Genomic DNA, 24,977 nt, shown 5'->3' on the forward strand with positions numbered 1-24,977 from the left:
CGGCTGGATAGGTGGAGGGCGCCCGGACGAGGCCGAGCGTGGCGAAGTCGACAGACGATCAAGGACGCGGAACCCTACATCTTGCAGGCGCCCGGCTTCTCGGGCGAGAACGCGTCGGATGCGGGTACGGTCGAGATCTTCTTGTAGTAATCCCAGGGGCGTCTCGACTCGCCTGGCGTCTTCACCTGCATAAGATACATGTCGTGGACGGCCAGCCCGTCTGCGCGAATATGACCGTTATGCGCGAAGAAGTCGTTGATGGGTGTCGACTTCATTTTGGACATGACGGTGGCCGTGTCGTCGGTGCCGGTTGCGGCGACGCTTTGCAGATAGTGTGTGACGGCCGAGTACATGCCGGCCTGAACCATGGTCGGCATCTTCTTTGTCTTGTCGGAGAAGCGCTTCGAGAAGCTACGTGAAGCGTCGTCCGCGTCCCAGTAGAACGGCGTGGTCAGCATCAGGCCGCCCGCTTGTGCAAGTCCCATGCCATGCACGTCGGAGATGAACGTCAGGAGCGATGCCACGTGTTGCTTGCCACCGTCGGCGAGGCCGAATTCGCTCGCGCCCTTGATCGCGTTGACCGTATCGGCGCCGGAATCGGCCAATGCGATGACTTTTGCGCCCGAAGCCTGCGCCTTGACCAGATACGATGAAAAGTCCGCCGTGTTGAGCGGATGACGCACCGCGCCGAAGACCTTGCCGCCTTGCTGCTGCACGACGGCGGTCGTCGTCTTCTCGAGGCCGATGCCAAACGCGAAGTCCACGGTGATGAAGTAAAGGCCTGCACCGGATCGACGACCACGACGATCCATCCTGAACCTAGCCGCACACTTGCTCGACGTAGGCATGCCATTGCTCCGCGATCCTTTCCAATGAACGTCCGAAGCTTTCCATTAAAATCCCGCCTCCGGCGTTCTTCACTTAGGATGCCAACATAAATGTAAAAAAGTATCAATGCTCACTGGCACACTACGCACGCAAGTCGATTCCATCTGGAATGCTTTCTGGTCGGGCGGAATTTCGAATCCGCTCGAAATAATGGAACAAATCACCTATCTGCTGTTTCTCCGCCGCCTGGATGAAATCCATACGCTCGAGGAACGCAAAGCCGCAGTCACGAAGAACCCGATGGCGCGGCCCATCTTTCCCGAGGGCGCCGACTCCGGTGGACAGCCCTACGACGACATGCGCTGGTCGCGCTTCAAGCACTTCGCCGCGCCCGACATGTTCGCGCTCATCGACAAGCATGTGTTTCCCTTTCTGCGTACCATGAACGCGGACGACTCGACCTACGCGCATCACATGCGCGACGCGCGCTTCACCATTCCGACACCGAACTTGCTGGCCAAGGTCGTGGACATGCTCGACCACGTGCCGATGGAAGATCGCGACACGAAGGGCGATCTCTATGAATACATGCTCGGCAAGATCGCGAGCGCCGGGCAAAATGGTCAGTTCCGCACGCCCAGGCACATCATCCAGTTGATGGTCGAGCTCGTTGCGCCTACGCCAGCGGACGTCCTTTGCGATCCGGCGAGCGGCACATGTGGGTACTTGGTGGCAGCGGGCGAATATCTGCGTGAGAAGCATCCTTCCATGCTCCGCGATGCCGCCGAGCGCGAGCACTTCCACCACGGCATGTTTCACGGCTACGACTTCGACAACACGATGTTGCGAATCGGCAGCATGAACATGGCGCTGCATGGCGTCGACAATCCGGACGTGCGGTACAAGGATTCGCTCGCACAGGACCATGCCGAGGACGATGAAAAGTATTCGCTGATTCTTGCCAATCCGCCGTTCGCGGGTTCGCTCGATTACGAGAATACGGCGAAGAATTTGTTGAGCATCGTCAAGACAAAGAAGACGGAACTGCTGTTTCTTGCGTTGTTCCTGCGACTATTGAAGCCCGGCGGTCGGGCGGCCGTCATCGTGCCGGACGGTGTGCTGTTCGGATCGAGCAAGGCGCATAAGGAATTGCGCCGGCTGATCGTCGAAGATCAGAAACTCGATGCGATCGTTTCGTTGCCTTCGGGCGTGTTCAAGCCTTACGCGGGCGTGTCCACTGCGATTCTGCTTTTCACGAAGACGAATTCGGGCGGCACGGATCACGTGTGGTTCTACGACATGGAAGCCGATGGCCGCAGTCTCGATGACAAACGTCAGCCGTTGTTGAGTGAAGACAAGCTTGGCGTTACGCCAGCGACTGCCTTGACGGAAGCGGAGCACGAGAAGAACAACTTGCCGGATGTGCTGGCGCGGTGGAACCTGCGCGATGGCACGGAGCGTAAGCGGGCGCGTACGGAGCAGAGCTTCTGCGTGCCGAAGGCGGATATCGCGGCGCAGGGTTATGACCTGTCGATCAATCGGTATAGGGAAGTGGTGCATGAAGTGGTCGAGCATCTGCCGCCGCTGGAGATTCTGGCGACGTTGAATGCGTTGGAGGCGGAGATTCAGGCGGCGATGAAGGAGCTTGAGGGGATGTTGAATTGACTAGAGTTCATTCTGTTCGCTTGGGGGAGGTCATATTGCTGAATCCTGCGAATGACACTGGGTCCATTGCGCATGACGACGAACTCGATTTCTTTCCTATGTCAGTAGTGGAAGCGGGGAAGTCAGTCGCAGCGACTGCCGAAACACGTCCGTTCAGTGAAGTCCAAAAAGGCTATACGTGTTTTGCAGACGGCGATGTGCTTCTCGCCAAGATCACCCCATGCTTCGAAAACGGAAAGATTGCGGAAGCGAGAGTCCGGTCCGAATTCGCATTCGGATCAACAGAGTTTCACGTTTTGCGCCCCCAACCGCAAAAGCTCGACACTCGCTATTTGGTGAACTTCCTTCGACGCGACACGGTGCTCATAGAAGGTGAGCGGAAGATGACCGGTAGCGTAGGTCAGAGACGCGTTCCGAACCATTTCCTGGAGTCCCTCCAAATTCCGCTTCCGGATCTGGCAGAACAACGCCGCATCGCCGCGATTCTCGATAAAGCCGACGCGCTGCGCGTCAAGCGGCGTGAAGCGCTGGACATGCTTGATGGATTGGCGAATTCGATCTTCATTAACATGTTCAGTGATCCGATCAGCAACGTGAAACGTTGGCGGACTGTTTGTCTGAGCCAACTCGCAAATCGAATCCAGATCGGCCCTTTCGGAAGTCAACTTCACGAAGAGGACTACGTAGACAATGGCATCCCTCTAGTGAATCCAATGCATATCCGGAACGGCCATATTTGTGCAGATGTGTCGTTCACTATCACGGAAGAAAAGCACAAGGAGCTTGATTCGTATCATCTTGAAGAAGGAGATCTGATACTCGGCAGACGCGGAGAAATGGGACGTTGCGCGGTTGTCTCGTCTCGCGAGAAGGGCTGGCTCTGCGGAACGGGAAGTCTGTTCGTTCGGCTGAAGGCAGACGAGGTCGATCCCGTCTACCTGGCGCAGGTTATATCGTCGCCATCGATGCGTAAGCATCTGGGCAACGTCGCGCAGGGCGTAACCATGGCTAACCTCAATAAGAATATCGTTGGGAGCCTAACGATTCCCGTGCCTCCAATGGAAAGGCAACGGCTATTTAAGGCTGCCATGAATGAGATTGGAGTTTTGAAAGCGAGTCACGGGTCATCTTTAGAGCAAGCTGACAACCTCTTCTCCTCCCTCCAACACCGCGCCTTCACCGGCGCCCTATAAAAGCGAATAAAAAAATGACCAACTTCGCCTTCCTCACCCCCGAATGGTCCATGCTCTTCGACGCGGCGAGCAAGGCGGAGTCGTTCGCGAACACCGACCCGCGCGCGTCCTGCTTTTACGCCCGCCGCGCGCTGGAAGTCGCGGTCGCGTGGCTCTACACGCACGACAAGACATTCAAGCTCCCGTACCAGGACAATCTCAGCGCACTGATCCACGAACCGACGTTCCGTCAAAACGTCGGCGAAGCGCTCTTCACGAAAACGCGCTTCATCAAGGACCTCGGCAATCTCGCCGCCCATGGCGTCAAGAAAATCGCCGTCACCGATGCGCTCAACGCCACGCGCGAACTGTTCCATCTGTGCTACTGGCTCGCCCGCACTTACGGCCGCACATCTCGACCCGCGCCGAGCCTGACGTTCTCGCTCGATCTGATTCCGAAGCCCGTCACCGCGGCCCCGCCCGCGAAGACGCTCGAACAGATCCAGCACCTCAACGACGAACTTCACGCGAAGGACAAACGCCTCTCCGACCTGCTCGCCGATAAAACCGCGCTCGACGAAGCACTCCAGAAACTGCGCGAGGAATTCGCAGCCGCGAAAAAGGCCAACAGCGCGCAGCCGGACACGCATGACTACTCGGAAGCCGAGACGCGTCGCGCCTTCATCGACCTGATGCTCAAGGAGGCCGGCTGGACGCTCGATCCGGCAAAGGATCATGAAGTCGTCGTCACCGGCATGCCCAACAACGAGGGCATCGGCTACGTCGACTACGTGCTGTGGGCCGACGACGGCAAGCCGCTTGCGCTGATCGAAGCCAAGCGTACGACGAAGAGCCCGCTGGAGGGCGAGCAACAGGCCAGGCTCTACGCCGATTGTCTCGAGAAGAAACACGGGCGGCGTCCGGTCATCTTCCTGTCGAACGGCTATGAGAACTGGGTCTGGGACGACCAGTCCTATCCGCGCCGCGCGCTGCAAGGCTTCTACAAGAAGGCAGAACTCGAACTCGTCATCCAGCGCCGCACGAGCCGCAAGAAGCTGGCGGAAGCGGTCATCGATGCAAAAATCGTCGAGCGCTTCTATCAGACGCGAGCCATTCGTCGCGTGGGAGAAACGTTCGAAGTCGACAACCAGCGCAAGGCTTTGCTCGTGATGGCGACCGGCACGGGCAAGACGCGCACGGTCATCGCGCTCGCCGACGTGCTGATGCGCTGCAACTGGGCCAAGCGCGTTCTGTTCCTCGCGGATCGCGTGGCGCTCGTGAATCAGGCGGTCGGTGCGTTCAAGACGCATCTGCCCGATGCGTCGCCGGTCAATCTCGTCACGGACAAGTACACCGAGGGCCGCGTGTTCGTGTCCACTTACCCGACGATGATGGGCCTCATCGACGAAGCGCACGACGGCGTGCGGCGCTTCGGTGTCGGGCATTTCGATCTCGTCGTCATCGACGAGGCGCATCGCTCGGTGTACCGGAAATATCGCGCGATCTTCGACTATTTCGACTCGATGCTCGTCGGCCTGACCGCCACGCCGAAGGACGACGTCGACAAGGATACCTATAGCCTGTTCGACCTCGAAAAGGGCGTGCCCACCGACGCCTACGGTCTCGACGAAGCCGTGGCGAATTCGCATCTCGTGCCGCCCGAGCCGATTTCGGTCCCGCTCAAGTTTCAGCGCGAAGGCATTCGTTACGACGATCTCTCCGAAGAAGAGAAAGAGCGATGGGATGCGGTCGAATGGAACGAAGACGGCACGATGCCGACTGAAGTCGATACGGAAGCCATGAACAAGTGGCTCTTCAACATCGATACCGTCGACAAGGCGCTCGAAGTCCTGATGACCAGGGGGCAGAAAGTCGCGGGCGGCGATCTGCTCGGCAAGACCATCATCTTCGCCAAGAACAACGATCACGCCGAGTTCATCACCAGACGCTTCGACGCTAACTATCCGCACTACAAAGGACACTTCGCGCGGATGGTGACGTACAAGACCACTTACGTTCAATCGCTCATCGACGATTTCTCGAAGCCGGAGAAAATGCCGCATATCGCGGTCTCCGTCGATATGCTCGATACCGGCATCGACGTGCCGGAGATCGTCAATCTCGTCTTCTTCAAGGTTGTGCGCTCCAAGACGAAATTCTGGCAGATGGTCGGACGCGGCACGCGCCTGTGTCCGGACCTGTTCGGCCCGGGCCTGGACAAGAAGAAGTTCTTCATCTTCGATTTTTTGCCAGAACCTGGAGTTCTTCGGCGCAAGCCAGGACTTCGCCGAAGGCTCGACCACGGAACCGCTCGGGACGAGGCTCTTCAAGGCGCGGCTGGAAATGATCGGCGCGCTGGATCAGCGTTCGAAAGACGACATCGGTCGGCCTGAGCCGCAGCCTTACGGTGGCCACCTTTCGGAAGGCCAGTTGCGCAAGGAGACCGCCGCGCTGCTGCATTCGCAGGTCGCGGCGATGAACGTCGACAACTTCGTGGTCCGGCCGCAACGCCGGTTCGTCGACAAGTTCAGTCAGGCCGACGCGTGGCAGTCGCTGTCGCCGGAGGATTTCCACGAACTGTCGGAGCATGTGGCCGACCTGCCGACCACGCTTCTGGATAGTGACGAAGAGGCGAAGCGCTTCGATATGCTGGTTTTGCGCGCGCAGCTCGCCATTCTTCAGGCAGGCACCGGGTTCAACGGACTGCGCGAGAAAATCCAGCGGATTGCCGGCGAACTCGAGGAGCAGATCGCCATTCCCGCAATCAAGGCGCAGATCGCACTCATCAGCGCGGTCGCGAGTGACGACTGGTGGGAAGACGTCACCGTGCCGATGCTGGAGACCGCGCGTCGCCGGCTCCGCGAGCTCATCAAGCTGATTCCGAAGGTCAAGAAGAAGATCGTCTACACGGACTTCGCGGACGAACTCGGGGAAATGACCGAAGTCACGCTGCCGCAGGTGACGGCCGGCCTGAACATGGCCAAGTTCAAGGAAAAAGCGCGCGTCTTTCTGCGGGCGCACGAGAACCATCTGGCCTTGCAGCGACTCCGGCGTAATCAGTCGCTGACAGCAACCGATCTCGAGGAACTCGAACGGATGCTGGTCGAAGCAGGAGGATCGCCGGAACTCATCAAAGCTGCGACTGAGCAGAGTGAGGGCTTGGGCATCTTTATCCGGTCTCTAGTGGGTCTGGAACGCGAGGCCGCGATGCAGGCGTTCAGTGAGTTCGTCAGTGGAACGACCGCCACGCCGGATCAGATTGAGTTCATCAACCTCGTTGTCGAAGAACTGATTCAGAACGGGGTCATGGATGCATCGCGTCTCTATGAAACTCCATTCGTGGATATGTGCCCTTCCGGGCCCGAGACGATCTTTCTCGCGGATCAGGTCGATCAGTTGGTGACGGTGCTGGATTTGATCCGTGCCAGAGCCGCCGCGTAGAACCGCTTGTCTCGGTGCAACGACGGTGCAGGTACGCTGAAGGCCCGAGAAGGGACGCAGCAAGAGACCAATTCGCGTCGATACCGGCGGTTCGCGCCACGGTCACCCCGGATCAACGACGCTCGAACTACGATCAAGCCGCCGTTGAGAAAAGTGGCGCGTGCCTCGAATGCAATGGTCGTGATTATTCTCAGTCACCGTGGCGACCAAATCCTGGAGGGTCTTTCAGGCAACTCTACGGCGTCACGAGGGATCAGAAGCGATGTCTCAAGCCGACGGTTGCCTCAATCTGATTGCTCGTGGACGACGGCTCGGTGACGCCGTTAATCCATGCCACGCCCAATGGCGAATTGCCGCTTGGGCTCACCCGTTGCCACACGCCCTGAATGTAGACATCGGTGCGCCGCGAGAAGCGGTAGTCGGCCATCGCGCTCACCTGATTCCAATGCGGAATTCCGCCGGCGCCGCCGTTTCCGCCAGCGCGCGTGTAGGTATAAGCACCCGACAATTCGACCGCCGGCGTCAGCGCGTAACGAATGTTGCCCTCGAAGTTCTGGAAAGTTCCACTAAGCGAATTTTGAAAGAACTGGGCGAACTTGCTATGCGAGTACACGAAGCCCGCCACAGCCGGGCCGAAGGTGTAGTTCACGCCAGCGCCAAAGGTCTTCTGACTGCTGGCCAGCACGCCTAAAGGCACGGCGGCCGGTGTGAGCGCGCCCTGCAGGGACGAGCCGGTTGTATCGGTGACTGCGCCATTGGTGTTCAACTGTGCCGGCGTGCGCGCGGAACTGTTGAGCTGAAGGTAACCGGCACCGAAGTTCCACGCCCCCGATACATACGACAGGCCGAAGCTATAGGCGCGATTGTTCGTGAATCCGCCTGCCTGATTGGAAAAGCCGTACAGCGCGCCAAATTTGAAGCCAGCGAAATTCGGGCTCAGGTACTTCACGGAGTTATTGATCTGAAACGAATCGTTCAAGTTGTCGTTGTCTAGCGGGTGCGCGAAATGCGTGCCGCCGAACTCCGTGCCGGTCAATGAAAGCGGCGCGACAAAATCGACCATGCCGTCGGTTTGGCGACCCAGCGTGAGCGCGCCGTAGTCGCGGCTCGACAAGCCAACGTACGCCTGGCGATTGAAGATGCGATTGTTCGACGAGAACTGCCCGTTATTCAGGTTGAAGCCGTTCTCCAGGGTAAAGATGGCCTTCAGCCCTGCGCCGAGGTCTTCGGCCCCGCGTAGACCCCAGCGGCTGTACTGAGCCGCACCGCTCGTCATCTCCCAGTTGCTGTGTCCGCCACCCGTTCCGTTGATCTGGTTGTTCGTGTAGGTCAGACCGGCGTCGATCAACCCGTAAAGGGTGACACTGCTTTGCGCATGCGCTGCGCCGGCCAGTGTGATGATCGTCGTCGCACCGGTTATAAGTAACTTGTTCATGTGCCTGCTCCAGCCATGACCGAGAGATGAGATTGTCCTGGAACGCTTTCTACACAGGATCTCGATGTCTGCCGCGTGTATAGCCGTACGGGTCATCGATAGGAAAAGGTGCGATGTTCCCAAACACACTTTATGCAACCGCAGTCAGAATCGCCAATTAAAAATATGCCGTTCGAACTGCGGCGTCAGGAGATCCGAGGCTTTAAGAGGCACGGACGAAACTCATGCTTGGCAAGAAAGGCCAATGGCCGCTGTCGCCTTTTCGAGAATGAGCGTTTGAGGGGCTCTTTCGGGGCGAAAAGTTTCAGACGCGTGCCATTCGATCTTCAGCGTCTCGCGCGATCATCGTCAGTAGAGTTTCTGTGGACGACCTCGATATTAACGATCTGGCCGTCATCGCCGAACGTGCCCGCCTGCCGACGCAGCGCGCGTATCTAGCGAGTCTGCCGCCCGATGCCAACGTGTTGTTCCATAATGCTCTCCGAGGTCGATTTTTCAGGAGAGAGCTATTGCTATTGCATACCGAAGCAATCGAGGCGGACGCGCAGAAAGTGCCGCCAAAGCTGGAACGTTGTGTGATCGTCGTCGATGAAGCGCTGCCGCCGGGTAAAGCGTCGAACGCTGCGGCAGTGGTCGCGTTCACCCTTGGCCCCTCATGCAAGCGTAGGGCGCTTCATACTCATAAGCTCTATCACCTCATGCCGATCATCCGCCGATGAGACTGGAACAGTCAGCCATTTTCCGTCGGGGTAGGCTCGGGTTTCATCGTAGAGCTTGACCAGTTGCGGGCTCCAGGAATAACGCCGCGCTTCGAAATTCTCTCGCTCGACGCGCCCCAGGACTACCAGCACCGAAAACAGCCTGTATGCCGGCAGCAGGGTGCAGAAGGCCTTGTTTTTCTTGTAGCGCAGTGACCAGCCGCGCTTCTTTCCACCATATAGCCAATCGGGCGCGAAAACACCGGGATAGGATGCCTCGATCCAGGTCCGCAGTTCCACCCAGTGCTGAAACGCCTCCGGCCCCATCCACGCCCGGACAGCGCGCTCATCGGGCTGTGAAGATCTGTCGGCGATTCTGTCGCCGATCTGGGGGGCATGGTTCATGTTGCTTTCCTCTTCGTCCTGGTTGCGACGCCTTTAAAGTGCATCCCGCCATCGCTTCCGCCACCCGGGGTGCTCAAGGAGAAGGTGAGCGTGATGAATCAAGTCGCAGCCGACAGCGAGCGTGTGCATTTCAAGTGAATAGTTTCCGGTACTGAATAAAACCCGAGCGAGCACCGACGCTGTCGTAAAGCCGCCTGCCGGTATAGTTGGTTTCATGCGTGAGCCAGTGAACACGCGACACCCCGCGACGGTTCGCATCCGCATAAACATGCTCGATCAGCGCGCGGCCAATGCCGCCGCCGCGTACATCAGGCGCGACATATAAGTCCTGAAGATAGCAGTAGTCGCTTGTTGTCCAGGTGGACCGATGGTAGATCGAATGCACCAGGCCGAAAGCGTGTTCGCCCACCATCGCGAGCGCGGCATGCATCGGCTCAATGGGGTCCAGAAACCGCGCCCATGTCTCGAGTGTCACGGACGCGGGGATATCCACTTCGTAAAATCGCTGATAGCCTTTCCACAAAGGAAGCCAGATATCGAAATCCTTGCTATCAATGGCTTTGATCTCAATTGATTGCATTGAATGCTCCTCAAACCCGATTGATCCATAGCCAGGCTTTCGGCTATTTGATCGGCGTGGTCAGTGCTTTGTCATTCGTGTCGAGGACGAAGACTGCGAGCAGCTTTGCCGGCTGGGTCTTACTCGCGTTGCGGCTGATCGAATGGGTCGCGCCCGGCGCTTCGGACCAGCTCTCGCCTGTCCGATAGACGCGCGTCTCGCCATCATTCACCTTCGACTCGATCGCACCCTCGATCACGTAGGCGTAAATGAAGGCCGACTTCGCGTGCGTGTGGGGCGGCGAAGCTCCGCCCGGCGCGTAATCGACTTCCACGACGATCATCGACTTGCCGGGAATATTGGGAACAACCGCATCGAAATTCGTGGCGACGGTTTGCCCTTCGCTATCATGGGCCGAGGCGGGACTGGCCGTCACGATGGCGAGCGTCACGTAGCCGGCAGCGATGATGGCTCGAATCTTCATGGACTTCCCCTTCTCAATGTTGGCGAGTCGGCGCTCTTCCGTGTCCATGCCGGGGCTGCTTCAGGCCGTCGCCACTTCCAGCCCACGCAGCACCGCCGGACGCGCGAGACCACGGTCCAATCAGCGCGGGACATGCCCGAAGCGGTCGAAACCGACGCGCTTTTCCGGCTGCATCCGAACAGGAGCCATCGCCGCTTTCAAGGACGAACGCGGATAATCGTCTTCCCATTGAACCGCTTGGGCCCGTTGAAGGTGGCGATGGCGTCGTCGAGAGTCGAGACGTTGCCGATGTGTGTCCGCAACCGTCCGTCCCGCACCCGCTGGACGATCTCACCGAGTTGCGCGCGATTGGACTCGACAACGAAGTCGACCGTCAGGCCGTCGGCGGGCCGCGCCTCGGTCGGCCCGGCGATGGTCACCAGCGTTCCTCCGGCGCGAATCAGGGCTGCAGACCGCCTGGCAATGTCGCCGCCGAAGACATCGAAAACCAGATCGACGCCGCCGACGTCTTCGAGGGTGTCGTTCTCGAGGTCGACGAACTCGTGCACGCCGAAGTCGAGCGCCGTTTGACGGTGGAGCGCGCGTCCAGTGCCGATGACGTAGGCGCCGTCCTCACGCGCAAGCTGAATCGCCATCGACCCCACTACGCCCGCCGCGCCGTGCACGAGGACGCTCTGCCCCGACCGAAGGCCGCCGTGCTCGAACAGTCCCTGCCACGCGGTCAGACCCGGCATCGGCAGGCTGGCGCCCACCGTGAAATCGACGTCACCGGGCAGCGGAGCGAGGTTGCGGGCCTCGACGGCCACATACTCGGCCAGCGTGCCGTCGCGAGTCCAGTCCGTGAGACCGAACACCCGCTGTCCCACTGACAGCCCCGCCGTGCCATAGCCAAGAGCGGTCACCACGCCGGCCAGTTCGTGACCGGGAATCGATGGTGTCCGGTCACGGTTGAGGCGATCGGTCCAGGTCGGGGGCCACGTCAGCTCATCCCAGGTGAATCCCGAGGCATGAACCTGCACGACCACATCGTTTATCGCCGCCTGCGGCTCGGGGCGCACCGTCAACTGCATCCCGGCCGTTCCAGCGGCCTGGTCCGTCACAATGATTGCCTTCATCGTCCACCTCCTTTTCATCAGTACACGCTCGTCGCCGAATGCCTTCGCAGACGAGCGGGTAGCGTTCAGATCGAGCCGGCCGGCGCGACAGCGGGAAAGTCCTTGTCGGGATCGAACACGTTGTTGAAGAAGTTCGTCAGGGAGTACATGGCCACGAGCGCGACGATTTCCATCACGTTGGCGTCGGTGTAGCCTGCATCGCGGACGGCATTCAGATCAGCGTCGCTGACTTGCCCCCGGGTCTCGATGACCTTGCGCGCAAACTGGACGGCGGCGTCCCGCTTCGGATCGGTTGCATGGCCTCTGCGGGCCAGGATGATTTCATCGGACGGCAGCTTCGCCATGTGCTCGGCTGTGAAGCTGTGAACCGTCAGGCAGTAGTTGCAGCCGTTCACTTCGGAGACCGCGAGGCCGATGCTGTCACGCGTCTTCACGTCGAGCACTTTGCTCAGCGAGCCAAGCAAGGTGGCCCATGCGTTGAACGCGATCGGGCTCTGCGCGAAGCTCGCCATCATATTCGGAGTGAATCCGATATTTTTGCTGAAGGCATCGAGTGTCGGTTTCGAATCGGCCGGCACTTGTTCAGTATTTAAAGTAGTAGTCCTTGACATATTAAGCTCCATAATTTACTGGTTTAACTGGTTCAGGAAAGCTCATTTGGGAACTATCCTTCGGCCTGTTTCGTGTCCGGATCCCGGGTAGAAGAGAGCGTTCAGCGTGGTCGCTGCCGCGGCGAAGCGCTTACACGAGATCCAACACATCGTCCACGGGGCGGCGCGGCTTCTGCGCCCAGTTTCCTGCCCGTTCCGGTCCCACGGACAACAGCAGGACCGGCACTTCGTCCGTGGCGAGTCCGAACTCGCGGTGCACGGCTTCGGCATCGAAACCGATCATCGGCGTCGAACCTAGACCCAGCGAGCGGGCGGCATAGATCATTGCCGACGCGCCAAAGGTCGCGGTGCGTACGGCCTCGTCTCGCCGGCGCTGCGGGTACGCCATGTACAGTTCGCGCGCCGGGTTCTCCCATTCCGGCACCATCGCGGCCGGCATGATGCCCGCTTTCACCAGCGGAGCCAGGCGCTCCGGAATGACACTCGTATCGACCAACTGGCCGCAGACGATGAACGTAACAGCCGCGTCGGTGATTGCGGGCTGGCTCCAGGCGATCGGACTCAGCCGCGCCTTGGCCTCAGGCGTGCGTACGGCGATGAAGCGCCAATTCTGCAAGTGGAAGGACGTCGGCGCACTGGTGCCGATTTGCACCAGTTCGCGGATCTGGTCGTCGCTCAAGTTGGCGGAGGAATCGTAGTACTTGGCGGCGCTGCGATTCAGGATGCATTCGATGACTGCATTGATCATGGCGATTTCCTATGGCTACAAAGATAGATTGGATACGAGACGGATTTCGTTTTACGAAGTGGTTATGTCATTCATGGTCTTCAAATTGAAGGACGGCATCGGCGTTGTCCGGGGAGGCGGTTAGGAGCTTCCACTTTAGGCCTGCCGTTCCACAATCTCGAGACTGGATTTACTCAATAAAATATCCAAAAGGATCAAGTTCCATCCCGGCGCGCGAGACGGCGCCATTGGCCCGGCGTCATGCCCGTCCGGTCGGCAAACAGACGTCGGAATGACGACACGGATTGATACCCCACCGACTCGGCCACGGCCTCGGTGGTCATCGCCGGCTTCTTCAGTTCGTTGGCGGCCATGCTCATGCGGATATCGGTCAGAAAGTCGATGGCCGAACGTCCCAGTGTGTCTTGAAAGTGCCGCATGAAGGTGGCGCGTGACATGCTGCACAAAGCGGCAAGGTCAGGCAGATTCCAGGGCCGTGCGGGATCCCCCAACATGGCCGAAATGGCCGGAGCCAGCCGTGGATGGCCGGCGAGCGCCAACAAGCCCGCCGGAGCCTGATCGGATTTGCTGGCTTCGCGCAGAACCAGTGTGAAGAGCGCCGAGCTAAGCGAATTGAGGATGGCGTATCCGCCCACCTTATCGCCGTTAGACTCCTCGCGCATAAGCTCAACGAAACTGGCCAGGTGGCTCGAAGCAGACGTGCTACGCGCTTCACCATCGCCGATCGTGGTCCGCACCACGAGATTGGTGGGCAGGTAATTGCGAATGAGCCGACCATGAAGCGGTCCGATGAAAAAACGGCCGCACAGCATGTCGAGGTGTTCACCCTGGCCGTCATTCTCGCTGAACGTCAATCCGGCAGCACTTTCGCGTTCGCACGTGGGTCCGGGCGCCTGTCCACTGCCATCGTGCAGAACGTGCGCCGACCCATGGGGCAGCAGGAGGATATCGCCGGCTTGCAGTTCCATAGCCGTCCCTGTTTCCCGATCCTCGATGATGGCCCGGCCCTCGAGCACGACGTGGTAGGGAATCTCGTGCGCTGCCGACGGACCCCAGGCCACACGCCAAGGTGCACCATAGGCGCAGCGCACCTCCGGTCGGCCGGTGATGGTTACCATTTGCAAAAGGTGGCTCAGCCAGTCGACTTGGGACGTCGGTAAGGGAAAGACGGTATCGAGATCGGCGTCGGCGCGCAGGCGCACGTCAGCGGCCGCCGTCGCAACCTTTCGTGATGTGCTCATGATTCACTGTGTTCCAAGGTGATGGCGCACAGGCTGGAAACAGCGGAAGCGAGAATCATGCGATGGCGATTGATGGGCACCCGTGAACCATAGGCGCGCGGACGAAAGACGGAATCTCCACGGCGGATTCGCTTACCTGACAGCACACAAGTCGCTTCCCCGCGCGCAGAACCGATTCCCCAGATCTGATTCGCGTAATGACCCAGACAAGGGTCGCTCCAGCACACGCTGATGGTCGTCGACGAAAGCTTTTCCACAATCGAGATATGCAAGGGCGAACGTTCGTTTTGCATGGCCGGGTATCGCTCATCATGAAAATATTGTCGCTGAGTTCGGACGCGTTACCGTCCTTCGTTCATGCAAACGGGACGGTGCACGAGGCTCGACACTGCCGGTTCAATCGCGGCGATGAGCGAGCCGCGAAGTTCGGCCGCGCGTGATTCATCGATGAAAGCGGTGGCCTGCATCGGCAGATAATGGACTGAGTTCAGACCGATGCAGCCGAGCACAGCGGAAAGGTAGGGCGTGAGGAAATCCGGCTGGTTGGCTCGATCGCCCGTGAACACACCACCCGAAGCGATACCGACGAATACAGGACGGTCCCGAAGCATTCCGACCTTGCCCGCCGGCGTCGACTTCATCGTGCGGCCGACACGGAGAATCTGATCGATCCACGCCTTCAGGACGGACGGGATCGTAAAGTTGTTCATCGGCGTTCCGATCACGATGACATCCGAGCGCTCGACCTCACGAATGAGTTGCTCGGCCAGAAGCAGCGCGTCGGCCGACCGCCCGGCCGCAGCCAGCGAGGCCGGCGTCGAGAGCGCCGCGGCATAGGCGGCTCCTGCATGGGGTATCGGTTCATACCCCAGATCCCGGCGATGCACATGCGCGTCCGGGAGGACGTCGAGAAGCTTGCGAACGACCGCTGCCGACAGTTGTCGACTCTGCGACTCCGGTCGCGGGCTGCAATCGATATGCAGGATGTTCATGGCTCTTTCTCCGGCTGCTTCAAGGGCGATTGCGGTATCGAGTGCTTGTATAGGATCGGGCTGGCCGGTCTGCGGACGGCATCGGGCAGCTATGTCCGTGTTGGCCTTGCTTTTGTTTCAACTGCGATGCAAGAATTCTGTACCATCGATGGTGCGGAATGAAGAACCAAGACTCCTTAATTTTGTGTGTACCAAGATCGTGGAACCAGGTTTTCAGATTGAGCTTGACCGGACAGCGAAGCTGCCCTTGGCGGAACAGATTCGCGAGAGCATCAGCAGGGCCATCGAGTCAGGCGTGCTCACACCCGACACTCGACTTCCCTCGTGGCAGGATCTGGCCGCACAGCTCGGCGTGGCGCGCGGTACGGTTCAAGCGGCATATGAACGCTTGTCCGACGCCCAGATGATCGAAACATTCGGGGCAGGGGGCACCCGCGTGGCCCCGCGGCCCCACGTGGCGGCGACTCGACCCAAAGCGCCGCGGCTCGGCGCGTTCATGAAGGCCTATGAGGAGATGAACGCGGGGCCGGCAATCTTTCAGCTCGGCGTTCCTGCGTTTGGAGGGCTACCGGACAACCTCTTTTCACGAGCGCGTTCGTCCAATCTACTGAAAACCGGATGTCTGTCTTCACTGCTCTATCCCGACCCAAGAGGGGAGTTCGAACTGCGCAGGGAGGTCGCGGGCAATCTCTCCATCGCCAGAAACTTTCATTGCCACCCTGAGCAGGTGTTCATCACATCGGGATACAGCTCTGGCCTGGGCCTGGCGCTGCGCGTGCTGAGTCTGGACCGCAAGAAAGTCTGGATGGAAGAGCCGGGTTTCATGGTTACCCGGAAAGGGTTGGAGCTCGCTCGCTTGAATATCGTGCCGGTCCCGGTCGATGCAGACGGCCTGAACGTCGACTATGGCATCGAGCACGCTGCGGACGCCGCCTTGGCCGTCTTGACACCTGGTCAGCAGGCTCCCTTGGGCTCGACCCTGTCGTTGAGGCGGCGTCTTCAGTTGCTCGAATGGGCGGCCTCGAACGATGCCTGGATCATCGAAGACGACTATCTCGGCGAGCTACAACTGCAGGGCAGGCCGGCACCGGCTATGGCGTCTTTGGGCGAGGGCCGGCGAGTCATTCACATTGGTTCCTTCAGCAAGACTGTCAGCCCGGCTCTGCGCCTTGGTTTCGTCGTGGCGCCGATCGAACTGGCCAACGCGTTCGCCGAGGTGGCCGCAACACTCGCTCCCGCGCCGTCACCCGTAGTTCAACTTGCCACGGCTCAATTCATGCATGACGGCCACTTCGTTCGCCGCGTGCGTCGGCTCAAGCGACTGTATTCCGCCCAACGTGACGCACTATGCGAGCAGTTGAGAATGCGCGACGCGGAGTGGGTCAATGCAGGCCTGGCAGTGCTTCTCCGCCTTCCCGACGGCGCACCCGATGTGCGGATCGTTCGCGAAGCGATGACCGCTGGCATGGCGCCATCGCCTTTCTCCGCGTGGTTCGCGAATCCGTCCTGGACTTTACCCGGCCTTTTGCTCGGGGTTGCCACGGCGCCTGAAGAGCATCTCGCCGCATCGTGTCAGCGACTGTTCGAGATCATCGACCGATATCGCTCATGAGACGTGCCGGGCGCACGCGCTATCGTCGCGCAGTTGCAGGAATGCCTCCGATTGGCCACCTCAATGAAGCAAGATACGGTGACTGCGCACCGCCAGAAAACGTGCTTATCAGGTGTCATTTCTGCGCCGTGCAAAAGCCTCATACTGTGACGCGCCTTCAATCGAGAACTCAAACATGCGCAATCGCTATCTCTCTGCTTTGACGCTCAGCGGCATCGCCTTTCTTCTGAGCGGATGTGCTGCCTCGCTGCAAACCCAGAACGCCGCAACGTCGGCTACAGCTTCATCGGACGGAAAGGTAACGCAGACCGGCATCGTGGTTCCGGCGGCTTCCACGCACACCATCGTGCTGCGAATGAGCGGATCGACCGTCGCCACTTCTGCGTCGGACTGGCCGCGGGTGCAGACCGAGTGGCGCGAAGCCATGGAAGGCGCATCCAAGGATGCCAGTTCCGCATTCGTCGATGAAACCGTCAAGCGCACATCACGCTCCGGCGCTGGCACGGTGGTCGATGTCTACGTGGAAGATTTTCATTTCGTTGCGCCGGGCGCGCGTTATACCTTGGGCATCATGACCGGCAACGCTTTCATTCAGGCGCGCGTGGCATTCCGTGATCTTCAAAGCGGGCGAGTATTCGGCGAACGCAGCTACAACACATCGTCTTCAGCGTGGCAGGGCATCTTTGCCCCGACCTCGGACAAACAGGCACGCGCCATCGCCGCCGATATCGTCAAGCAGATCGATCCACGCTAGCCATTCGGGCGGGTGCTTCGAGGACAGGAGGCTCTTGGGCCAACATCGCCGGCCTGCCCGAAAAATAGCTTCGACAAATCTCTTTGAATCCACCGCATGGCATGACCGATAAAATCGGGCGAATCATTCACCTTCTCATGCCATGCCGCTCAATCCCGATTCCCCTCTCGCACGTCTCATGAATGCTCCGGTGAGGCCGGGCAAAGTCGTATGGATAGGCTTGCGCGGCGCGCGGCGCGAGCCGCTCGACGTGGTCGAATTCGCGCTCGCGCTGACGGACGGCGGTCTCGAAGGCGACCACTACAGCCGCAAGGGCGGCAATCGGCAAGTAACGCTGATGCGGAGAGCCTGCGCGCGATAGCGAGCCACCTCGGTCTCGATGACGTTTCGCCCCTGGATTTGCGGCGCAATATCGTTACGGCGGGCATGAATCTTCATGCGCTGAAGGACCGGCGCTTTCGTATCGGCGGCGCGGTGCTGGAAGCGAGCGGGGAATGTCATCCGTGCTCGCGCATGGAAGAGGCGTTCGGCGTGGGCGGCTATAACGCGGTGCGCGGATTCGGCGGCATCACGGCGCGCGTCGTCGAAGGCGGCAGGCTCGATCTTTCGAGCATGATCGAGCCGCTGCCCTGATCGCTCGCGCTGGCCGTCGCAAGTTGCGACATCCTCATACGACAAAGCTTCGTCAATGTGTTCGAAACTGCGACACGTCTCCCCGCAACCCGCCCGGAGTCATGCGCGTATCGCGTAGCCGATTGCCGCGAAGACGTGCAGGAATCCGGGTTCTCCGCGCAGAGGTCTTCATTGGCGTAATCCTTGCTCCAGAGGCTCCGCGGGCAGCTCTGCGCTGACTCGACGATAACGCCCAAGGAGACATAACGTGAAGGCTGCCGTGCTGCACGAGTACGACGAAACCTTGTCCCGCGACGAATTCGTTCGCTATGAAGACGTTGAAACGCCCGACATCGTCAGACCGACCGACGTGATCGTCCGCATCGGCGGAGCAGGCGTGTGCCGCACCGACCTGCACGTCGTCGAGGGAATCTGGCGCGGCAAGGTCGATGTCGCGCTCCCCTACATCATGGGCCACGAGAACGCCGGCTGGGTCGAGGCCGTCGGGCGCGCCGTCGAAAGCGTCAAGGTGGGCGATCCGGTCGTCTGTCATCCGCTCGTCACGAGCGGCCACTGTCTCGCGTGCCGGCGCGGCGACGACATGCACGCGACCGAGAGCCGCTTTCCCGGCATCAACGCGAACGGCGGTTACGCCGAATATCTATCGACCGGCGAACGCTCGCTGATCCGTCTGCCATCCACGCTCGCGCCGAAAGACGTCGCGCCCTACACGGATGCCGGCCTGACCGCATATCGCGCCGCGAAGAAGGCGTCGCGTCATTTGCTGCCCGGGCAGTTCGCCGTGGTGATCGGTGCGGGCGGACTGGGGCATATCGGCATTCAGGTGCTCAATGCGCTGTGCGCGGCGGAGATCATCGTCGTCGATCGTTCGGAAACTGCGCTGGCGCTAGCGAAAGAGTGCGGCGCGCATCACACCGTTCAAGCCGGGGAAGGCGATGTGGAACGCGTGCTCGAACTGATGCACGGCAACGGCGCGGAAGCCGTGATCGATTTCGTCGGCGAAGGCGATGCCATCGCGAAAGGTCTCGCGATGACGCGCAATGCGGGCTTCTATTACATCGTCGGTTATGGCGGGAAGATCGAGATTCCGACCATCGACATGATCACGAGCGAAAAGACCATCGTGGGCAATCTGGTCGGAACCTATCCCGAACTCGTCGAACTGATGGCGCTCGCGGATCGCGGGCTCGTGAATCTGGCCACGCGCGAATACCGGCTGAGCGACGCGAATCAGGCGCTCAAGGATCTGCATCACGGCAGGATCAAGGGACGCGCGGTCCTCATTCCCTAGTAGCCGGTCAACTGGATTCGAGCGGAGAGCGTCATGGCGGCGCAAGGCAATGTCACGCCCATCTCGGAGCGCGTGCGGCTCGTGATCGCGCTGACGCAGATCAATTCGGATCATCTGCGCGGCAAGAGCCGCGTCGCGGGCGTCGAGATCGAGCTGGAAGGCGCGCTGGCGGCAAGTCCGCCCGAAGCGCGCACGTCGCAGCAATGTCTGGACATCGAGATGCTGCGCGAACGGCTACACGACGCGAACGAATCGATACGCGCGCTCGAGGAACGACGCGCGCGTCTCACTGCTGCACTGGCGGACGTGGAAGCGGCGCTGCGCCGCGAGTCGCGATGAAGCGCATGACCGGCTTTCCCGGCGCGGGCAAGACCACGCCGCTCGATTGTGTGCTGCGCCGGGCAGCCCGGGCGGCGCTTTGGAGTCGTCGAATTCCGCCAGCGCACCGAAGTCGATAGCGCGATCTGCGTCGCCGATGCGCTGCGTCTGTCGGCGATCCCGCGCTCGTGTATCTGCCGCACGCGTTATTCAGGATCTCGGGAACACGGAGATGAACATGACGACCGATGCAACCACGAAAGAAGCGTTCTTCGAACGGCTAGGCGCGCTGTCCGACGAGATGATCGGCGCGTACGGCCGCGACTTCGCGATGGGCGCGCTGATCGTCGCCGCGCGCTGCATCGCGCAAGGACAGCCGGTTGAGAACGAATCCACGCCCGCGAACAGCCCGTGAACGATGTCGCAGATTCGGACACCGCAGGAACGCACACGTCGCGTTCCACGACACGCTCGCGAGCGCGGCCTTGCTGCATGGGGACCGAAGCGCATGGCACGCTTGTCGCTCTATATCGGACCGCGCCGACGAAAGCGGCGCATGTGTTGACGATCACGGGCCTGCGCGCGAGAAGCCGCCGGTCTCCCTGTAACCGGACAAGGAGAGCTCGATGTCAGAAGCATTAACGCTCAACAAGATCACGTCCCAGCGAGGAATCAGCATCGGCGAGGCGGCCAAACGCGTCGCGGATCTCGGCTGGACACCCAGTTACGTTCAGGAAGCGATGACCTTCCCGACCGACTACAAGATCAGCAAGGCGCCGCGCGATCCCATGAAGCAGGTTTTGCGCTCGTATTTCCCGATGCAGGAGGAGAAGGACAACCGCGTCTACGGCGCGCTCGACGCGGCGTTGCGCGGCGATATGTTCCGTAATGTCGAGCCGCGCTGGGTCGAGTGGATGAAGCTGTTCCTCGCGATCATCCCGTTTCCGGAAATCTCGGCCGCACGCTCGATGGCGATGCTCGGCCGTCTTGCGCCCGGAGAAGAACTGCGCACCGGCTTCACGATGCAGATGGTCGACGAGTTTCGCCACTCGACGATCCAGATGAACCTGAAGAAGTGGTACATGGAGAACTACATCGATCCGGCGGGCTTCGATATCACCGAAGCCGCGTTCGGCAAGTGCTACGCGACGACCATCGGCCGGCAGTTCGCGGAAGGCTTTCTGACGGGCGATGCCGTGACGGCCGCCAACGTGTTCCTGCAGGTGGTCGCGGAAACCGCCTTCACCAACACGCTGTTCGTGGCGATGCCATCGGAAGCGGCGCGCAACGGCGACTATGCGTTGCCGACCGTGTTCCTTTCCGTGCAGTCGGATGAGAGCCGGCACATTGGCAATGGTCATTCGCTGATGATGTCGGTCATCAACGATCCGGACAATCATCTGCTGCTCGAACGGGATCTGCGCTATGCGTTCTGGCAGAACCACGCCATCGTCGATGCGGCCATCGGCACGTTCATCGAGTACGGCACGACCGATCGCGACAAGAAGAAGGAGTCGTATGCGGAGTTGTGGCACCGGTGGATCTACGAGGATTACTACCGCACCTACATGCTGCCGCTCGAAAAGTACGGCATCAAGATTCATCACGACGATGTCGCCGCCGCGTGGGATCGCCTCGTCAAGAAGAACTACGTGCACAAGGTCGCGCAATTCTTCTCGGTCGGCTGGCCGGTGAACTTCTGGCGCATCGAGGCGCAGACCGAGAAGGACTTCGAGTGGTTCGAGCATAAATATCCGGGCTGGTATGCGGAGTTCGGCGACTACTGGAAGTGGTATGCGAAGAAGAGCGTGCCGGGCGAGACCAACATGCTGTTCGATCAGGAGAACGGCTATGTGTATCCGCATCGGTGCTGGAGCTGCCTCGTGCCGTGTCTGATCCGCGAGGACTTCTGCGTCGATGAAGTCGACGGCAAGCTCTACACGTACTGCTCGGAGTTATGCCGCTGGACACACAAGGTCGCGTTCGCGTCGGAATACGAAGGCCGTCCGACGCCCGCGATGGGCCGCTTCAGCGGCCGCCGCGAATGGGAAGAGGTCTATCACGGCTGGGATCTCGCGGATTGCATCAAGGATCTCGGCTTCGTTCGCAGCGACGGCAGGACGCTCGTGCCGCAACCGCATCTGCGCTTCGACAACCGCGACATGTGGACGCTCGACCATGTTCGCGGCCACACCATCCAGAGCCCGATCGTGCTGTTGCGGGAGATGACGCCGGAGCAGCGCGAGAAGCACATCGCGGAATATCGCGCGGGCTTCACGATCAATCCGTGCAGTTGAGACGGGCCTGCGGCCCGCTGCGTTCGTGCGCATCGGGCCGCGACGAGCATGGGAAAACCTATGAGCGATTCGAATCAGACGCATACGGTCCGCTTCGAGCCGGTCGGCGTCGAGATGTCCGTCGAGGAGGGCGAGACGGTGCTGGAGGCGGCGTTCCGGCAGGGCATCGCCGTCATGCACGGATGCAAGGAAGGGCAGTGCAGCAGTTGCAAGTCGCTGCTCGTGGAGGGCGACGTCGAGTTGAAGAAGTATTCGACCTTCGCATTGCCGGACTACGAAAAGGAGTCGGGTCATATTCTGCTGTGCAGGACGCTCGCCTACAGCGACCTGACCGTCGAGCTGCTGAACTACGACGAAGACCTGATGCGCCGCTCGATACCCGTAGCCGAATACGACGCGACGGTCACGAGCATCGCGCCGCTCACGCACGACATCCGTCTGCTCGAAGTCGAACTGAGCCGTCCGCTGCGCTTCTGGGCCGGCCAGTACGTCGATCTGACGATGCCGTCCGCGGGCATCACGCGCTCGTTCTCGATGGCCAATCCGCCCGATGGCGAAAGGCGGCTGCGCTTCATCATCAAGAAGTATCCGAACGGCGCGTTCTCTTCGCTGCTCGACGACGGCCTGAAGCCCGGCGACCGGCTCGTTGCCAAAGGCCCTTACGGCACGTGTTTTCGGCGCGAGGATCAGCCCGGCCCGATGGTGCTGGTCGGAGGCGGTTCGGGCATGTCGCCGTTGTGGTCGATCCTGCAGGATCACGTAGAGAGCGGCGAAGAACGGCCCGTGCGTTTCTTCTACGGCGCGCGCGCCCGCCGCGACCTGTTCTATCTCGACGAGTTTGCGGACTTCGCCGGCCGGCTGCCGGACTTCCGCTTCATTCCGGCGCTGTCGAATGCCGAACCCGGCGACGACTGGACGGGCGATACGGGTTTCATCCATGAAGTCGTGAGCCGCAGGTTGCGCGAGGAATCGCTCGCGGGCGATATCGACGCCTACGCATGCGGTCCCACGGCGATGATCGACGCCGTGATTCCGGCGCTGCAGATGGCGGGCGTGGAACCGGAGCGGCTCTTCTTCGACAAGTTCACTCAGGCGGTCCGATGATCGATTCATCGGTGCACAAGGCTAAGTAAAGGAGACGCGACATGAGTACAGTGACGGAGCATTCGGCAACGGTTAAGTCGGGTGCCGCGGGCGCGGCGCAATTCGCGGGCTGGGACAGCCGCAAGTACAACTATTTCGAACCGAAGGGCCGCAAGGCGAGCCATTACGAGGACATGACCGTCGACGTGCAGCCGGACCCGAAGCGCTATCTGATTCAGGACTGGATCCTTCAGTTCGCCGACGGCACGCCGACCTACTCGGAAACGTGGACAGCGGCGAAAAGCTCGGACTGGCACACGTTCCGCGCGGTCGACGAGGAATGGGAGCGCACGCATTATCAGCGTCAGTCGACTATCGTCGGAATGGTTACGAATGCGATCGCCAATGCGCGGCGCACGGGCGCGGTCAAGCGTTTCGACAAGGCGTGGGTGAAGGTTCTGGAGCAGCATCTGGGCGCCTACAAACATGCGGAATTCGGCCTCGGCACCGCGACCATGCACGCGCAACGCTACGGCTACACGCAGATGATCAACAGCGCGATCCTGACGAACGCGTCGTACAAGCTGCGTTTCGCACAGGACCTGACGCTGTATCTTGGCGAGATCGCGCTCGACCTGCCCGGCTTCGATCTCGATGCCGGCAAGAAGCACTGGCTCGAAGATCCGGTCTGGCAGCCTACGCGTCTGGCCATCGAGACGATCGGCGGCGCGACCGATTACCTTGAAAAGTATTTCGCCGTCAATGTGGTCTTCGAGCCGCTGGTGGGAGATCTGTTCCGCAGCGGTTTCATCATGCAGATCGCGGCTGCGCAAAACGACTTCGTGACGCCGACCGTCGTGTCCGCCGCCGAAGGCGACTACGAGCGCAATCTCGCCAACGCGGTCGAGCTGTTCCACATGCTCGCGAACGACCCGGCGCACGGCGAAGCGAACCGCGCGCTGTTCGGGGCGTGGCTCGAAAAGCACGGCGCGCTCGCCGCCGACGCGGCCAGGCACTTGCAGCCGGTCTGGTCGATTCCCCATGCGAAGGCGGCGCAATTCACCGATTGCCTGAACAGTTCCATCGAGCGTGCGGAACTGATCGCAAAGGAAATCGGCATTCCGTCTTCACTCGCGACCGAAGCCTGAGACTCGTTTGAATCCACCGCGAACAGGAGCAGCTCATGTCAGTGCATACCGACAACATCTTCAAGTCGATCAAGGATCTTCGCTTCGAGCAGACCATCTCGCATCAGTGCGGCGTGACGATGAACGACAGCGTCGAGGCCCGCGCGATCGCCGAGCTCATGGGAAGCAAGCCGGGCATCACGGTCACGTATCTGCCGGCGATGATCCGCATCGACGGGCAGGACAAAATCGAGTTCAGGATGGGCGAAATCAGCGAAGTGCTGGGCCGCGAGATGACGCCTCATCTGTTCGAGATATCGACGTCGACGCATTACGGCCGCATGGTGATGATCGACGACGACACCGTCGTGCTGTTCGGCAACATGGAAGACGCGATGGCCTACGAATGAAAGCGCGCGACGGCGCGCCGCGCGCGCCGCTGTCCGGCAACCCCACGGAGACACAGAC

The 24,977-nt window shown here is 60.4% G+C and carries 25 protein-coding genes and 1 pseudogene; 15 read left to right on the plus strand and 11 right to left on the minus strand.

The features are described 5' to 3' along the window. Nucleotides 1–74: 74 nt before the first annotated feature. The gene (locus NOV72_RS08550) at nucleotides 75–848 is read right to left on the minus strand and encodes an ABC transporter substrate-binding protein (RefSeq protein ID WP_106854161.1); all 774 of its coding nucleotides are present in this window, start codon (nucleotides 846–848) and stop codon (nucleotides 75–77) included. 106 nt (nucleotides 849–954) lie between these two features. Here NOV72_RS08550 and NOV72_RS08555 point away from each other — a divergent pair, with 106 nt between their 5' ends. From NOV72_RS08555 to NOV72_RS08565, 3 genes and pseudogenes are all read left to right on the plus strand, one after another. Continuing rightward, on the plus strand, nucleotides 955–2,493 hold the full coding sequence (locus tag NOV72_RS08555) for a type I restriction-modification system subunit M (protein WP_106854162.1): 1,539 nt from the start codon (nucleotides 955–957) through the stop codon (nucleotides 2,491–2,493). Between the two features lie 98 nt (nucleotides 2,494–2,591). Then, nucleotides 2,592–3,686 carry a restriction endonuclease subunit S gene (locus tag NOV72_RS08560; protein WP_146149964.1) on the plus strand — a complete coding sequence of 365 codons (1,095 nt, stop codon included), beginning with the start codon at nucleotides 2,592–2,594 and terminating at the stop codon, nucleotides 3,684–3,686. Nucleotides 3,687–3,700: 14 nt separating this feature from the next. Then, nucleotides 3,701–7,106 (plus strand): annotated as a pseudogene (locus tag NOV72_RS08565) (DEAD/DEAH box helicase family protein). A gap of 253 nt (nucleotides 7,107–7,359) precedes the next feature. Here NOV72_RS08565 and NOV72_RS08570 read toward each other — a convergent pair. Continuing rightward, a complete protein-coding gene (locus NOV72_RS08570) occupies nucleotides 7,360–8,541 on the minus strand; it encodes a porin (RefSeq protein WP_106854164.1) in 1,182 nt (393 codons plus the stop codon). Nucleotides 8,542–8,903: 362 nt separating this feature from the next. Here NOV72_RS08570 and NOV72_RS32635 point away from each other — a divergent pair, with 362 nt between their 5' ends. After that, on the plus strand, nucleotides 8,904–9,260 hold the full coding sequence (locus tag NOV72_RS32635) for a DUF2000 family protein (protein ID WP_245932949.1): 357 nt from the start codon (nucleotides 8,904–8,906) through the stop codon (nucleotides 9,258–9,260). On the opposite strand, the gene NOV72_RS08580 is transcribed toward NOV72_RS32635, so the two are convergent. From NOV72_RS08580 to NOV72_RS08620, 9 genes are all read right to left on the minus strand, one after another. After that, nucleotides 9,195–9,644: a DUF3788 domain-containing protein gene (locus tag NOV72_RS08580; RefSeq protein ID WP_106854165.1), complete on the minus strand. Its 450-nt coding sequence runs from the start codon at nucleotides 9,642–9,644 to the stop codon at nucleotides 9,195–9,197. The two genes, NOV72_RS32635 and NOV72_RS08580, sit on opposite strands and share 66 nt — an antisense overlap. A gap of 130 nt (nucleotides 9,645–9,774) precedes the next feature. Continuing rightward, nucleotides 9,775–10,224, minus strand: coding sequence for a GNAT family N-acetyltransferase (locus NOV72_RS08585; RefSeq protein ID WP_106854166.1), 450 nt, complete (start codon nucleotides 10,222–10,224; stop codon nucleotides 9,775–9,777). A 43-nt stretch (nucleotides 10,225–10,267) separates the two neighbouring features. After that, nucleotides 10,268–10,687, minus strand: coding sequence for a cupin domain-containing protein (locus NOV72_RS08590; protein WP_106854167.1), 420 nt, complete (start codon nucleotides 10,685–10,687; stop codon nucleotides 10,268–10,270). 197 nt (nucleotides 10,688–10,884) lie between these two features. Next, nucleotides 10,885–11,802, minus strand: a complete 918-nt coding sequence (locus NOV72_RS08595) for an NADP-dependent oxidoreductase (protein ID WP_106854363.1) — start codon at nucleotides 11,800–11,802, stop codon at nucleotides 10,885–10,887. 65 nt (nucleotides 11,803–11,867) lie between these two features. Then, the gene (locus NOV72_RS08600) at nucleotides 11,868–12,413 is read right to left on the minus strand and encodes a carboxymuconolactone decarboxylase family protein (protein WP_106854168.1); all 546 of its coding nucleotides are present in this window, start codon (nucleotides 12,411–12,413) and stop codon (nucleotides 11,868–11,870) included. Between the two features lie 130 nt (nucleotides 12,414–12,543). Further along, entirely contained in the window at nucleotides 12,544–13,161 is a 618-nt protein-coding gene (locus NOV72_RS08605; RefSeq protein ID WP_106854169.1) for a nitroreductase family protein, read from the minus strand. A 194-nt stretch (nucleotides 13,162–13,355) separates the two neighbouring features. Beyond that, nucleotides 13,356–14,402 (minus strand): AraC family transcriptional regulator, encoded by a 1,047-nt coding sequence (locus tag NOV72_RS08610; RefSeq protein WP_106854170.1) that lies wholly within the window; start codon nucleotides 14,400–14,402, stop codon nucleotides 13,356–13,358. Continuing rightward, on the minus strand, nucleotides 14,399–14,695 hold the full coding sequence (locus NOV72_RS08615) for a DUF3331 domain-containing protein (protein WP_106854171.1): 297 nt from the start codon (nucleotides 14,693–14,695) through the stop codon (nucleotides 14,399–14,401). The genes NOV72_RS08610 and NOV72_RS08615 overlap by 4 nt, the downstream gene beginning before the upstream one ends. Nucleotides 14,696–14,743: 48 nt before the next feature. Then, nucleotides 14,744–15,394, minus strand: a complete 651-nt coding sequence (locus NOV72_RS08620) for an FMN-dependent NADH-azoreductase (protein WP_106854172.1) — start codon at nucleotides 15,392–15,394, stop codon at nucleotides 14,744–14,746. A 148-nt stretch (nucleotides 15,395–15,542) separates the two neighbouring features. Here NOV72_RS08620 and pdxR point away from each other — a divergent pair, with 148 nt between their 5' ends. The 11 genes from pdxR to NOV72_RS08670 all read left to right on the plus strand — a co-directional run bounded on the left by pdxR (nucleotide 15,543) and on the right by NOV72_RS08670 (nucleotide 24,919). Then, nucleotides 15,543–17,006, plus strand: coding sequence for a MocR-like pyridoxine biosynthesis transcription factor PdxR (gene pdxR / locus NOV72_RS08625; RefSeq protein ID WP_106854173.1), 1,464 nt, complete (start codon nucleotides 15,543–15,545; stop codon nucleotides 17,004–17,006). Between the two features lie 175 nt (nucleotides 17,007–17,181). Continuing rightward, a complete protein-coding gene (locus NOV72_RS08630) occupies nucleotides 17,182–17,760 on the plus strand; it encodes a YajG family lipoprotein (RefSeq protein ID WP_106854174.1) in 579 nt (192 codons plus the stop codon). 178 nt (nucleotides 17,761–17,938) lie between these two features. Next, nucleotides 17,939–18,121, plus strand: a complete 183-nt coding sequence (locus NOV72_RS32640) for a hypothetical protein (RefSeq protein ID WP_245932969.1) — start codon at nucleotides 17,939–17,941, stop codon at nucleotides 18,119–18,121. A 32-nt stretch (nucleotides 18,122–18,153) separates the two neighbouring features. Then, nucleotides 18,154–18,393: an MOSC domain-containing protein gene (locus NOV72_RS32645; RefSeq protein ID WP_245932967.1), complete on the plus strand. Its 240-nt coding sequence runs from the start codon at nucleotides 18,154–18,156 to the stop codon at nucleotides 18,391–18,393. A 247-nt stretch (nucleotides 18,394–18,640) separates the two neighbouring features. Continuing rightward, nucleotides 18,641–19,684: an NAD(P)-dependent alcohol dehydrogenase gene (locus NOV72_RS08640; RefSeq protein ID WP_106854175.1), complete on the plus strand. Its 1,044-nt coding sequence runs from the start codon at nucleotides 18,641–18,643 to the stop codon at nucleotides 19,682–19,684. Nucleotides 19,685–19,717: 33 nt separating this feature from the next. Continuing rightward, complete coding sequence (locus NOV72_RS08645) at nucleotides 19,718–20,023, plus strand: hypothetical protein (protein ID WP_106854176.1); 306 nt, start codon at nucleotides 19,718–19,720, stop codon at nucleotides 20,021–20,023. Between the two features lie 217 nt (nucleotides 20,024–20,240). Beyond that, a complete protein-coding gene (locus tag NOV72_RS32205; protein ID WP_181290927.1) occupies nucleotides 20,241–20,417 on the plus strand; it encodes a hypothetical protein in 177 nt (58 codons plus the stop codon). Nucleotides 20,418–20,628: 211 nt separating this feature from the next. Beyond that, nucleotides 20,629–22,299: an aromatic/alkene/methane monooxygenase hydroxylase/oxygenase subunit alpha gene (locus tag NOV72_RS08655; protein WP_035498102.1), complete on the plus strand. Its 1,671-nt coding sequence runs from the start codon at nucleotides 20,629–20,631 to the stop codon at nucleotides 22,297–22,299. 60 nt (nucleotides 22,300–22,359) lie between these two features. Beyond that, a complete protein-coding gene (locus tag NOV72_RS08660; protein ID WP_106854178.1) occupies nucleotides 22,360–23,403 on the plus strand; it encodes an NADH:ubiquinone reductase (Na(+)-transporting) subunit F in 1,044 nt (347 codons plus the stop codon). A gap of 41 nt (nucleotides 23,404–23,444) precedes the next feature. Further along, nucleotides 23,445–24,530 carry an aromatic/alkene monooxygenase hydroxylase subunit beta gene (locus NOV72_RS08665; protein ID WP_106854179.1) on the plus strand — a complete coding sequence of 362 codons (1,086 nt, stop codon included), beginning with the start codon at nucleotides 23,445–23,447 and terminating at the stop codon, nucleotides 24,528–24,530. A gap of 35 nt (nucleotides 24,531–24,565) precedes the next feature. Continuing rightward, a complete protein-coding gene (locus tag NOV72_RS08670) occupies nucleotides 24,566–24,919 on the plus strand; it encodes an MmoB/DmpM family protein (protein ID WP_106854180.1) in 354 nt (117 codons plus the stop codon). The last annotated feature ends 58 nt before the right edge of the window (nucleotides 24,920–24,977 follow it).

The sequence above is a fragment of the Caballeronia novacaledonica genome (assembly GCF_900258035.1).
Classification (GTDB): domain Bacteria; phylum Pseudomonadota; class Gammaproteobacteria; order Burkholderiales; family Burkholderiaceae; genus Caballeronia; species Caballeronia novacaledonica.